This window comes from Salmonella sp. 32070601201500089SM (genome assembly GCF_017573605.1).
GTDB classification, from domain to species: Bacteria; Pseudomonadota; Gammaproteobacteria; order Enterobacterales; family Enterobacteriaceae; genus Salmonella; species Salmonella enterica.
In genome coordinates, this window is sequence record NZ_JAGETK010000018.1 from 1 (window position 1) to 12,212 (window position 12,212).

General features: G+C 53.2%; 13 protein-coding genes, 2 tRNA genes and 1 rRNA gene. 13 read left to right on the top strand and 3 right to left on the bottom strand.

Annotation, left to right across the window (positions count from 1 at the left end):
- The first annotated feature begins 2 nt into the window (after window positions 1-2).
- From rrf to J4728_RS21255, 3 genes are all read left to right on the top strand, one after another.
- Window positions 3-118: ribosomal RNA gene (gene rrf / locus J4728_RS21245) — 5S ribosomal RNA — on the top strand.
- A gap of 53 nt (window positions 119-171) precedes the next feature.
- Window positions 172-248 (top strand) — tRNA-Asp (locus tag J4728_RS21250).
- Window positions 249-256: 8 nt separating this feature from the next.
- Window positions 257-332: transfer RNA gene (locus J4728_RS21255), tRNA-Trp, on the top strand.
- 101 nt (window positions 333-433) lie between these two features.
- Here J4728_RS21255 and hdfR read toward each other — a convergent pair.
- Complete coding sequence (gene hdfR / locus J4728_RS21260) at window positions 434-1,282, bottom strand: HTH-type transcriptional regulator HdfR (RefSeq protein WP_001541181.1); 849 nt, start codon at window positions 1,280-1,282, stop codon at window positions 434-436.
- A 106-nt stretch (window positions 1,283-1,388) separates the two neighbouring features.
- Between hdfR and maoP the strand changes: the two genes are divergently transcribed.
- Window positions 1,389-1,727: a macrodomain Ori organization protein MaoP gene (maoP, locus tag J4728_RS21265; protein ID WP_000840996.1), complete on the top strand. Its 339-nt coding sequence runs from the start codon at window positions 1,389-1,391 to the stop codon at window positions 1,725-1,727.
- Between the two features lie 24 nt (window positions 1,728-1,751).
- Here maoP and J4728_RS21270 read toward each other — a convergent pair whose 3' ends face one another.
- Entirely contained in the window at window positions 1,752-3,272 is a 1,521-nt protein-coding gene (locus J4728_RS21270; protein WP_208212363.1) for a YifB family Mg chelatase-like AAA ATPase, read from the bottom strand.
- Between the two features lie 351 nt (window positions 3,273-3,623).
- Here J4728_RS21270 and ilvL point away from each other — a divergent pair, with 351 nt between their 5' ends.
- The 9 genes from ilvL to J4728_RS21315 all read left to right on the top strand — a co-directional run bounded on the left by ilvL (window position 3,624) and on the right by J4728_RS21315 (window position 11,210).
- Entirely contained in the window at window positions 3,624-3,722 is a 99-nt protein-coding gene (ilvL, locus tag J4728_RS21275; RefSeq protein ID WP_001311244.1) for an ilv operon leader peptide, read from the top strand.
- Window positions 3,723-3,808: 86 nt separating this feature from the next.
- A complete protein-coding gene (ilvX, locus tag J4728_RS21280; protein WP_192930503.1) occupies window positions 3,809-3,859 on the top strand; it encodes a peptide IlvX in 51 nt (16 codons plus the stop codon).
- Between the two features lie 2 nt (window positions 3,860-3,861).
- Window positions 3,862-5,508, top strand: a complete 1,647-nt coding sequence (ilvG, locus tag J4728_RS21285) for an acetolactate synthase 2 catalytic subunit (RefSeq protein ID WP_001012561.1) — start codon at window positions 3,862-3,864, stop codon at window positions 5,506-5,508.
- On the top strand, window positions 5,505-5,768 hold the full coding sequence (ilvM, locus tag J4728_RS21290) for an acetolactate synthase 2 small subunit (protein ID WP_000983260.1): 264 nt from the start codon (window positions 5,505-5,507) through the stop codon (window positions 5,766-5,768). The genes ilvG and ilvM overlap by 4 nt, the downstream gene beginning before the upstream one ends.
- Window positions 5,769-5,785: 17 nt before the next feature.
- Window positions 5,786-6,715: a branched-chain-amino-acid transaminase gene (gene ilvE / locus J4728_RS21295; RefSeq protein WP_000208532.1), complete on the top strand. Its 930-nt coding sequence runs from the start codon at window positions 5,786-5,788 to the stop codon at window positions 6,713-6,715.
- Window positions 6,716-6,874: 159 nt separating this feature from the next.
- A complete protein-coding gene (gene ilvD / locus J4728_RS21300; RefSeq protein ID WP_001127428.1) occupies window positions 6,875-8,725 on the top strand; it encodes a dihydroxy-acid dehydratase in 1,851 nt (616 codons plus the stop codon).
- 2 nt (window positions 8,726-8,727) lie between these two features.
- Window positions 8,728-10,272 carry a threonine ammonia-lyase, biosynthetic gene (gene ilvA, locus J4728_RS21305; RefSeq protein WP_001518457.1) on the top strand — a complete coding sequence of 515 codons (1,545 nt, stop codon included), beginning with the start codon at window positions 8,728-8,730 and terminating at the stop codon, window positions 10,270-10,272.
- A gap of 282 nt (window positions 10,273-10,554) precedes the next feature.
- Window positions 10,555-10,872, top strand: coding sequence for a type II toxin-antitoxin system RelE/ParE family toxin (locus J4728_RS21310; RefSeq protein WP_000535852.1), 318 nt, complete (start codon window positions 10,555-10,557; stop codon window positions 10,870-10,872).
- A complete protein-coding gene (locus J4728_RS21315) occupies window positions 10,869-11,210 on the top strand; it encodes a helix-turn-helix domain-containing protein (protein WP_000560824.1) in 342 nt (113 codons plus the stop codon). The genes J4728_RS21310 and J4728_RS21315 overlap by 4 nt, the downstream gene beginning before the upstream one ends.
- A 2-nt stretch (window positions 11,211-11,212) precedes the next feature.
- Here the strand turns inward: J4728_RS21315 and ilvY are convergent, their stop codons facing one another.
- A complete protein-coding gene (ilvY, locus tag J4728_RS21320; RefSeq protein WP_208212365.1) occupies window positions 11,213-12,100 on the bottom strand; it encodes an HTH-type transcriptional activator IlvY in 888 nt (295 codons plus the stop codon).
- Window positions 12,101-12,212: the final 112 nt, after the last annotated feature.

Sequence of the window (12,212 nt, forward strand, 5' to 3'; positions counted from 1 at the left end):
TGCCTGGCGGCACTAGCGCGGTGGTCCCACCTGACCCCATGCCGAACTCAGAAGTGAAACGCCGTAGCGCCGATGGTAGTGTGGGGTCTCCCCATGCGAGAGTAGGGAACTGCCAGGCATCAAATTAAGCAGTAAGCCGGTCATAGACTGGTGGTTGTAAAAAAATTCGGTGGAGCGGTAGTTCAGTTGGTTAGAATACCTGCCTGTCACGCAGGGGGTCGCGGGTTCGAGTCCCGTCCGTTCCGCCACCCTAATTAGGGGCGTAGTTCAATTGGTAGAGCACCGGTCTCCAAAACCGGGTGTTGGGAGTTCGAGTCTCTCCGCCCCTGCCAGAAATAATCCTTAGCATCTGCTAAGGATTTTTTTTTGCCTAAAATTACCTGATTATCTGATCAGGTAATCGTAAGTTCCCTTCTTTTTCTTTTCATCATTTTCATTGTTCATCCAGCACATCCGTTTTTAACAGATCGCAGATCAGCGAGTATTTATCGCTGTTTTGCAGCCAAATAGCGTATAGTGGCCGTGAAAGCGTTGCGCTGTCGGCAACGGTATGTAATCCGCCCTTTTCATTTGCCCAGTTTACAGGAAGCCAGCTACAGCCATTTAATGCGCTAAGCTGCTGTCGGGCGAGTTCGGCTGAGCTGGTTGTTAATACCGGCACTTCATCTGCTGCGATCAGCCCTGTTTCATGCTGTTGGAAGTCTGGTCCCCACTCCAGCCGCAGATAATTGAGTTCTGATTTCTTACGGGCAGGGCTGCTGCAATATAACGCCAAAGTGAAGTGCCCTAACAGCTGACTGCTGAACTCATCCATTTTGGGCGCTTCGGTAGTAATGAGGAGATCAAGCTGGCGTTCATGAAGTTGCTTCACAAGCGATTGCCGTTGAGCGATTCTGGCTTCGAATTGCAGGCCGCTTTGCGGCTCCTGTAGTTGGTACAGTCGCCCCAGCCAGGCGTTAAGCATACACTCCCATAAAGACGCGCTGGCGCCGATGGAAAACTCGTTATGGCGTGAGGTATGCGCCACCTCTTTACGTGCTGCCTGCCACGTATTCATCAGCGTTTCCGCATACGGTAAAAGTTTTTCGCCAGCCGTGGTTAAACGGATATTGTTTCTGTGCCGCGTAAAAAGGTTTACGCCCAGTTGATTCTCCAGTTGCCTGATACGAAAGCTCACCGCGGATTGCGTCAGGTAAAGTGCTTCTGCGGCCCGCCCGAAATGGCGTGTCCGGCTAACTTCCAGGAAAGTTTTTAACAATTCCGTATCCACTGTGCTCTCCACAAAATTATTTGTCGTTATGATTTAAATGTTTTGTTTTACACTCTGTCAAGCGTAACTAATACTCCGCGCCATAAATAGCTCAGACAAAGAATTAGGAGCGTGCAGGATGGCGGAAAGCTTTACGACGACTAATCGATATTTTGACAATAAACATTATCCACGTGGATTCTCTCGTCACGGTGATTTCACGATTAAAGAGGCACAACTGCTTGAGCGTCATGGTCATGCCTTTAATGATCTGGATCTTGGCAAGCGTGAGCCTGTGACTGAAGAAGAGAAGCTGTTTGTAGCGGTATGTCGCGGTGAACGCGAGCCGGTAACGGATGCAGAACGCGTCTGGTCCAAGTATATGACGCGTATCAAGCGTCCAAAACGCTTCCACACCTTGTCTGGCGGCAAGCCGCAAGTTGAAGGCGCAGAAGACTACACCGAAGCTGATGATTAATAAAAAGGGCGTAATGCCCTTTTTTTACGCCAACAGCTTTTGCAAATGAATTAACAACCTGTCTATCGCCCGATAGCTTACCGCCTCCTGTAAATGCTGACGTGAGATCTGGTCAGCCAGTTCTATGTCGGCAATGGTTCTGGCCACTTTTAGTAAACGCTGCCAGGCGCGAATGGATAATCCAAGATGCACCAGCGTGTCTTCAAGCCAGCGGGCGTCATCGTGATGCAAAACACAGTATTTTTGGATTTCGCGACCCTCCAGACGCGCGTTTAACTTCTTCTGGCGTCGGTACTGCCGTTCATGGGCGGCGATGACCCGCTTTTTTACCGTAGCGCTGTTCTCACCCTTTGAGGCGTGTTGGCTAAGAATCCCGGGCGGAGGAAGCGGTATCTCAAGCGAAAGGTCAAAACGATCAAGAAACGGGCCTGACAACCTATTAAGGTAACGTAGTGTCTGTTCTGGCGTGCAGCGATTATGGTTTCCCTGATAATGTCCGGTCGGGCTCGGATTCATTGCGGCGATTAACTGGAACCTGGCAGGGTACGTTATTTTCGCTCTGGTACGGGATAAATGAATTTGGCCGGATTCTATAGGTTCACGTAGCGCATCCAGTGTGCGTCGCTCAAATTCAGGCAATTCATCAAGGAACAAAATTCCGTTGTGCGCCAGCGATATCTCTCCCGGGGCGGGTATTGCGCCGCCGCCGACCATAGCAGTAAGTGAGGCGCTATGATGAGGTGAGCGAAAGGGGCGTTGCTGCCATCGTTTTTGTACCGTATCGGCATTAACCAGACTGAGGATCGCGGCGCTTTCCAACGCCTCCTCATTGCTTAATGGTGGAAGAATCCCGCTCAGTCGACTGGCCAGCATGGTTTTACCCGTACCCGGCGGGCCGATCAATAGCAGATTATGTCCCCCTGCCGCTGTAATCTCCAGGCCGCGTTTACCCTGCTCCTGACCGATCACATCGCGAAGATCGGCAGTTGCGGTAGGCGATGCCATATCCTGAGCTAAAGGTCTTTCCAGGGCGTGTTTCCCTTCCAGAAAGGCGCAGACGGTTTGTAGATGATCGGCGATAAAACATCCTTCTTTGCTGATAAGCCCAACCTCCGCCGCGTTCTCTGTTGCGACGATAATATTTCTGCCGGCCCTGATGGCTTCCGTTGCACTTGATATTGCGCCAGGAACGCCGCGTAATGCGCCTGTAAGCGCTAACTCACCCACCAGCTCATATGCCTCAAGATTCGACGCTGTAAGCTGCTCAGACGCGGCCAGAAGCGCAACAGCAATAGGCAGGTCATACCTTCCGTCCTCTTTCGGTAGATCGGCGGGAGCAAGGTTAACGGTTATTTTTTTAGCCGGAAATTCATATCCGCTATTAATGATCGCACTACGTACCCGGTCACGCGCCTCTTTTACCGTGGTTTCCGGTAGGCCAACCATGGTTAATCCCGGTAATCCATTACTGATATGCACCTCTATAGTGATAGGCGGCGCATTGACGCCAAGTGCGGCGCGGGTATGAACAATCGCCAGTGACATAATCCCTCCTGTTACGTGGATTATGCGGAATAGAAGAGAAAATCGAATTACTGACTTTTTGTTTTTTAGCGACTGCTTCCTGAATTTTGGCGTCATTTTCAGGTAAGAAACATCAAACTGGAAGAACGCTCGCAGAAGCGAAAAGAAGGAAAACAGGATGTAGAGTGCGCCAAAAGGGGGAGGAAAACGTGAAAATTTTTCAGTTGCTAATTTTTCTTATAAAAAACAAAGCACTTTTAGGCATTCACCTGCATTATCTGAAACGTGGTTAAAAAAATATCTTGTGCTATTGGCAAAACCTATGGTAACTCTTTAGGTATTCCTTCGAACAAGATGCAAGAATAGACAAAAATGACAGCCCTTCTACGAGTGATTAGCCTGGTCGTGATTAGCGTGGTGGTGATTATTATCCCACCGTGCGGGGCTGCACTTGGACGAGGAAAGGCTTAGAAATCAAGCCTTAACGAACTAAGACCCCCGCACCGAAAGGTCCGGGGGTTTTTTTTGGCCTGAAAAACTTAAGCGAGGAGCAGAGCGTGAATAACAGCATAAAATTCTGTTTCTCAAGATTTACGACGGGGATGTAACTATGAACGGGGCACAGTGGGTGGTACATGCTTTGCGAGCGCAGGGGGTGAAAACCGTATTTGGTTATCCTGGCGGCGCAATTATGCCGGTTTACGACGCGTTGTATGACGGTGGTGTGGAGCATTTGTTGTGCCGACACGAACAGGGTGCCGCAATGGCGGCAATCGGTTATGCCCGTTCTACCGGCAAAACCGGCGTTTGTATCGCCACCTCCGGCCCTGGCGCCACTAACCTGATCACTGGCCTGGCGGATGCGTTGTTAGATTCGGTCCCCGTCGTCGCGATCACGGGTCAGGTTTCCGCCCCGTTCATCGGCACCGATGCGTTCCAGGAGGTGGATGTGTTAGGGCTGTCGCTGGCCTGCACCAAACACAGCTTCCTGGTGCAGTCGCTGGCAGAGTTGCCGCGCATCATGGCGGAGGCTTTTGAAGTCGCCAACGCTGGCCGTCCCGGACCCGTTCTGGTGGATATCCCGAAAGATATCCAGTTGGCCAGCGGTGAGCTGGAACCCTGGTTTACTACCGTTGATAACGAAGCGACTTTCCCGCAGGCTGATGTGGAACAAGCGCGCCAGATGCTGGAACAGGCGAAAAAACCCATGCTGTACGTCGGCGGTGGAGTTGGTATGGCGAAGGCGGTTCCGGCGCTGCGTAAATTTATCGCGGTAACGCAAATGCCAGTTACCTGCACGCTGAAAGGGCTGGGCGCTGTTGAAGCTGATTATCCGTACTATCTGGGCATGCTAGGAATGCACGGTACTAAAGCGGCTAATTTCGCGGTGCAAGAGTGTGATTTACTGATCGCAGTGGGTGCACGTTTTGATGACCGGGTGACCGGTAAGCTGAATACGTTTGCGCCGAATGCCAGCGTGATCCATATGGATATAGACCCGGCGGAAATGAACAAACTGCGTCAGGCACACGTCGCGTTGCAGGGCGATTTAAATTCGCTGTTGTCGGCATTACAGCAACCGCTGAAGATCGACGCATGGCGTCAGTCCTGTGCAGAGCTGCGCGCAGAACACGCCTGGCGCTATGATCATCCTGGCGAGACTATCTATGCGCCGTTGTTGTTGAAGCAATTGTCGGAACGCAAACCCGCAGACAGTGTGGTGACGACGGATGTGGGGCAGCATCAGATGTGGTCAGCCCAGCATATGACTTACACCCGCCCGGAAAATTTCATCACTTCCAGCGGTCTGGGGACGATGGGATTCGGCTTACCGGCGGCCGTTGGCGCGCAGGTAGCGCGACCGAATGATACCGTTATCTGTATCTCCGGTGACGGTTCCTTCATGATGAATGTTCAGGAGTTGGGCACCGTAAAACGCAAGCAGTTACCGTTGAAGATAGTCTTACTCGACAACCAGCGGTTAGGGATGGTTCGACAATGGCAGCAACTGTTTTTCCAGGAGCGATATAGCGAAACCACCCTGACCGATAACCCCGATTTCCTCATGCTGGCCAGCGCCTTCGGCATTCCAGGCCAGCACATTACTCGTAAAGACCAGGTTGAAGCGGCACTCGACACGATGTTGGCAAGCGAAGGGCCGTACCTGCTTCACGTCTCAATCGACGAACTTGAAAATGTCTGGCCGTTGGTGCCGCCTGGCGCCAGTAACTCTGAAATGCTGGAGAAATTATCATGATGCAACATCAGGTCAATGTATCGGCACGCTTTAATCCAGAAACCTTAGAACGTGTTTTACGCGTGGTGCGCCATCGTGGTTTTCAGGTGTGCTCCATGAATATGGAAGCCGCGACCGATGCGCAGAATATAAATATTGAATTGACCGTTGCCAGTCCCCGGTCGGTCGACTTACTGTTTAGTCAGTTAAGTAAACTGGTAGATGTTGCGCATGTCGCAATCTGCCAGAGCGCTGCCACATCACAACAAATCCGCGCCTGAGCGCAAAAGGAAGAAAAATGACGACGAAAAAAGCTGATTACATTTGGTTCAATGGCGAGATGGTGCGCTGGGAAGACGCGAAGGTTCACGTAATGTCTCACGCGCTGCACTACGGTACGTCGGTATTTGAAGGGATTCGGTGCTACGACTCTCACAAAGGCCCGGTAGTGTTTCGTCATCGTGAACATATGCAGCGCCTGCGCGACTCAGCAAAAATTTATCGTTTTCCGGTTTCCCAGAGTATTGATGAGCTGATGGAAGCCTGCCGCGAAGTGATCCGCAAAAACAACCTGACCAGCGCCTATATCCGTCCGTTGGTATTTGTCGGCGATGTCGGTATGGGCGTTAACCCGCCCCCGGGATACACCACTGACGTCATCATCGCCGCGTTCCCGTGGGGGGCATACCTGGGCGCCGAAGCGCTGGATCAGGGGATCGATGCGATGGTTTCTTCCTGGAATCGCGCTGCGCCGAACACCATTCCAACCGCTGCGAAAGCGGGCGGTAACTACCTCTCCTCACTGCTGGTGGGTAGCGAAGCGCGCCGCCACGGCTATCAGGAAGGCATCGCCCTGGATGTAAACGGCTATATCTCCGAAGGCGCAGGCGAAAACCTGTTTGAGGTGAAAGATGGCGTGCTGTTTACTCCGCCGTTTACCTCTTCCGCGCTGCCAGGCATTACTCGCGACGCGATTATCAAACTGGCGAAAGAGCTGGGTATTGAAGTGCGCGAGCAGGTGCTGTCCCGTGAATCGCTGTATCTGGCCGACGAAGTGTTTATGTCCGGAACCGCGGCAGAAATTACTCCGGTACGCAGCGTTGATGGTATCCAGGTAGGTGAAGGCCGTTGCGGCCCTGTTACCAAGCGTATTCAACAAGCCTTCTTTGGTCTCTTCACTGGAGAAACCGAGGATAAATGGGGCTGGTTGGATCCGGTAAATTCATAATAAATAAAATTAATATTTTCCCAAAATAATTTGCGTCACAGGAAGGCGGTAACGCAGCGAATCCCCAGGGCTTACTGTAGTAAGTGACTGGGGTGAGTGAGGCAGCCAACGCACCTGTGGCGTGAAGTATGAAGGGAAAAGATGGGGAGTAAATAAAGCATGCCTAAGTACCGTTCCGCCACCACCACCCATGGTCGTAATATGGCGGGTGCCCGCGCGCTGTGGCGCGCCACCGGAATGACCGACAGTGATTTTGGCAAACCGATTATCGCCGTGGTGAACTCATTCACTCAGTTTGTGCCGGGTCACGTTCATCTGCGCGATCTCGGTAAGCTGGTCGCCGAACAGATTGAAGCTTCCGGCGGGGTGGCGAAAGAGTTCAACACTATTGCCGTGGATGACGGGATCGCCATGGGGCACGGGGGTATGCTCTATTCACTGCCGTCGCGCGAGCTGATCGCCGACTCCGTGGAGTACATGGTGAACGCTCACTGCGCTGACGCGATGGTGTGTATCTCCAACTGCGACAAAATCACCCCAGGGATGCTCATGGCCTCGCTGCGCCTGAATATTCCGGTGATCTTTGTCTCCGGCGGACCGATGGAAGCCGGGAAAACCAAGCTTTCAGACAAAATTATCAAGCTGGATCTGGTTGATGCCATGATTCAGGGCGCGGACCCGAAAGTCTCTGACGATCAAAGTAACCAGGTGGAGCGTTCCGCCTGTCCAACCTGTGGCTCCTGCTCCGGCATGTTTACCGCTAATTCCATGAACTGCCTGACCGAAGCGCTGGGCCTGTCGCAGCCGGGCAACGGCTCACTGCTGGCAACCCACGCTGACCGGAAGCAGTTGTTCCTCAATGCCGGTAAGCGGATTGTTGAACTGACTAAACGCTATTACGAGCAGGATGACGAAAGTGCACTGCCGCGTAACATCGCCAGCAAAGCCGCGTTTGAAAACGCCATGACGCTGGATATTGCGATGGGCGGTTCGACCAATACCGTTCTGCATCTACTGGCGGCGGCGCAGGAAGCGGAAATCGACTTCACCATGAGTGATATCGACAAGCTGTCCCGCAAGGTGCCGCAGCTGTGTAAAGTGGCGCCAAGTACCCAGAAATACCATATGGAAGACGTTCACCGTGCCGGCGGTGTGCTGGGTATTTTAGGCGAGCTGGATCGCGCCGGGCTGCTGAACCGCAACGTGAAAAACGTATTAGGCCTGACGCTGCCGCAAACGCTGGAACAGTACGACATCACGGTTACGCAGGACGAAGCGGTTAAAAAAATGTTCCGTGCTGGCCCTGCCGGTATCCGTACTACCCAGGCGTTCTCTCAGGATTGTCGCTGGGATTCGCTGGATGACGACCGCGCAGCGGGTTGCATCCGCTCGCTGGAATATGCCTATAGCAAAGACGGCGGTCTGGCGGTGCTGTATGGCAACTTCGCCGAAAACGGCTGCATTGTGAAAACCGCAGGCGTGGATGACAGCATCCTTAAATTTACCGGCCCGGCTAAAGTGTATGAAAGCCAGGACGACGCGGTAGAGGCGATTCTCGGCGGCAAAGTAGTGGAAGGCGATGTAGTTGTGATCCGCTACGAAGGGCCGAAAGGCGGGCCGGGAATGCAGGAAATGCTCTATCCGACCAGTTTCCTGAAGTCGATGGGGCTGGGCAAAGCCTGCGCGCTCATCACCGATGGGCGTTTCTCCGGCGGTACTTCGGGTCTTTCCATCGGCCACGTCTCGCCGGAAGCGGCCAGCGGCGGCACTATTGCGCTGATTGAAGATGGCGACACCATTGCGATTGATATCCCGAACCGCAGCATTCAGTTGCAGTTGAACGAGGCTGAAATCGCCGCACGCCGCGAGGCGCAGGAGGCTCGTGGCGACAAAGCCTGGACGCCGAAAAATCGTCAGCGTCAGGTTTCGTTTGCCCTGCGTGCCTACGCCAGCCTGGCGACCAGCGCCGATAAAGGCGCGGTGCGCGATAAATCGAAACTGGGAGGTTGATGATGGCGGAATCTCAACCACTGTCAGTCGCGCCGGAAGGGGCGGAGTATCTGCGCGCGGTGCTACGCGCGCCAGTATACGAAGCGGCGCAGGTGACGCCGCTGCAAAAAATGGAAAAGCTCTCGTCACGTCTGGATAACGTTATTCTCGTCAAACGCGAAGACCGGCAGCCGGTACATAGCTTTAAGCTGCGCGGCGCTTACGCGATGATGGCCGGATTGACCGAAGAACAAAAAGCCCACGGCGTGATTACTGCGTCGGCGGGGAACCATGCACAGGGCGTGGCGTTTTCCTCTGCGCGGCTTGGCGTGAAGTCGCTGATCGTCATGCCAAAAGCAACGGCGGATATTAAAGTCGATGCGGTACGCGGTTTTGGCGGCGAAGTGCTGTTGCACGGCGCTAATTTTGATGAAGCGAAAGCGAAAGCTATTGAACTGGCGCAGCAGCAGGGTTTTACCTGGGTGCCGCCGTTTGATCACCCAATGGTGATCGCCGGGCAGGGCACGCTGGCGCTGGAGCTGCTTCAGCAGGATTCGCATCTCGATCGTGTCTTTGTGCCGGTTGGCGGCGGCGGCCTGGCGGCGGGCGTAGCGGTACTGATCAAACAATTGATGCCGCAAATCAAAGTAATTGCCGTCGAAGCGGAGGATTCCGCCTGCCTGAAAGCGGCGTTGGAAGCCGGTCATCCAGTGGATCTCCCGCGCGTTGGGTTATTTGCTGAAGGCGTAGCGGTAAAACGCATCGGCGACGAAACCTTCCGCCTGTGCCAGGAATATCTCGACGACATTATTACAGTCGATAGCGACGCTATCTGCGCGGCGATGAAAGATCTGTTTGAAGATGTGCGTGCGGTGGCGGAGCCGTCCGGCGCGCTGGCGCTGGCGGGGATGAAGAAATATATCGCCCAGCACAATATTCGCGGCGAACGCCTGGCGCACGTCCTTTCCGGCGCCAACGTCAACTTCCACGGCTTGCGCTATGTGTCTGAACGCTGCGAGCTGGGGGAACAGCGCGAAGCGTTACTGGCGGTGACCATTCCGGAAGAAAAGGGGAGCTTTCTCAAATTCTGCCAGTTGCTTGGCGGGCGTATGGTCACCGAATTTAACTACCGTTTTGCCGACGCGAAAAATGCCTGTATTTTTGTCGGCGTACGCGTCAGTCAGGGGCTGGAGGAGCGAAAAGAGATTATCACCCAACTTTGCGACGGCGGTTATAGCGTAGTGGATCTCTCCGACGATGAAATGGCGAAGCTGCATGTGCGCTATATGGTCGGCGGACGCCCCTCCAAGCCATTACAGGAGCGTTTGTATAGTTTCGAATTTCCGGAGTCGCCCGGCGCGTTGCTCAAATTCCTGCATACGCTTGGCACGCACTGGAATATTTCGCTATTCCATTACCGTAGCCACGGTACCGATTATGGCCGCGTGCTGGCGGCGTTCGAGTTAGGCGATCATGAGCCGGATTTCGAAACCCGGCTGCATGAGCTGGGCTATGAATGCCATGATGAGAGCAATAACCCGGCGTTCCGGTTCTTTCTGGCGGGTTAATTCAGCGTTTAGTTTTTCGGGCCCACAAAGTAAAGTGGGCCTGATATCCAGATATTATCTTCCCTCAGTTATTGGGCTTTTCTGCCAGCCCGGAGCATCCACTCATTTCATTTTGCGAGACGTTTTCCAGAAGGCGCCCAATCTGCTTGTGGTGAAACTCGGCTCACCATATCGTTAGCACCGCCATCACTTGCACCTGCTAAAAACAATGTATAAAATTTTATACAAAAGGATGTTATGTTACTCACCCGAGCTCTCTCCAATGAAAAAGAAATTCGATGAGTGGGATCTTCTCTGGAGGATCTCCTGGCTTTTCCCATAACGGTACGTAAAGCAGTCGGTTATCAGCTTCACAAAATTCAGTATGGAATTGAACCCGATGACTGGAAACCGTTTTCAGAAATTGGGGCTGGGGTAAATGAAATTCGTATTCGTGACAACAATGGTATCTATCGCGTTATGTATGTCGCTAAGTTTGAAGAAGCACTCTACGTTTTGCATAGTTTCCAAAAACAGACGCAACAAACCAGTCAGCATGATAAAAACATCGCCAGAACGCGTTATAACCGGGTGGTGCAACAACGGAGAAACAGCTTGTGATTGCCAAAACTGATAGTGATATTCGCCATGTGACGCCATCTGGCGGTAATGTTTTTGCTGATTTGGGGTTTCATAAGCAGGACGCAGAAAAGTTTTACGCTGATTCCCTGAATGAAATCGAAAACACGTTAGCCATTAAACAACAGCTAATGGAAGAAATTACCCTCTGGATTACGCAAAACCAGATGAAGCAAGCCGAGGTTGCTACAGTTTTGCATATATCCCGACCGCGCGTTTCGGATGTCGTCAACAAGAAATGCAGCAAATTCACCATTGATGCTCTGGTGAATATGCTTAGCCGTATTGGGAAGCCTGTTCGGGTAATGGTAGGGCCGTAAAACTAATTCGGTAAAATCTTCCAGAACGCATCAATTAGCGGCTCATGCAGCCGCTTTTTTTGCGTGCAGACGCCGAGTTCAAACGGCGTTTTTTCATCGCTGCGTTCTAAAATCATCACCCGGTTGCGCACTGGCTCCGGGCTGTTTTCCAGCACCACTTCCGGCAGCAGCGCCACGCCGCAGCCCAGCGCCACCATTGAGACCATCGCTTCGTGACCGCCGACGGTAGCGTAAATCTGCGGATTGCTGATTTTATGCCGGCGGAACCATAGCTCAATGCGACGGCGTACCGGCCCCTGGTCGGCCATGATAAACGGCACCGTCGACCAGTCTGGCTTGTCGACCGAAACCTGATTACGCACCGGGCAGGGCAGCGCCGGGGCGATCAGCACCACCGCCAGATTTTCCAGCATCGAAAACGCCACTGCGCCGGGCAGCGTTTCTGGTTTTCCGGCGATTGCCAGATCGGCCTCGCCGGTGACTACTTTTTCCATCGCATCGGCGGCGTCGCCGGTGGTGAGCTTAATTTCCACCGAGGGATGCTCGGCGCGAAAACGGTCGAGGATTGGCGGCAGGTGGCTGTATGCCGCGGTCACTGAACAGAAGATATGGAGTTCGCCGGAAAGGGACGGCCCCTGCTGATCGAGGGTATGGCGCAGCTGCTGGTACTGCAAAAGCGTCTGTTGGGCAAACACTCGCAGCTCTTCACCCGCTTCGGTCAGCGTGACCGTACGGTTATCGCGCACAAACAGCGGCTGGCCGAGGTCTTCTTCCAGCCGCTGAATCTGTCGGGAAAGGGTGGAAGGACTGACATGCATCGCCCGCGCGCTGCGGCCAAAATGGCGGCTTTCCGCCAGATGCAGGAAGGTTTTTAGATCGCGTAAATCCACAGACAGACCTCCGGTTTTTGACGTTGCATAAACCGCAACATAACGTTGTGAATATATCAATTTCCGCAATAAATTTCCTGTTGTAATGTGGGTTCATTCACACAGATAGCAA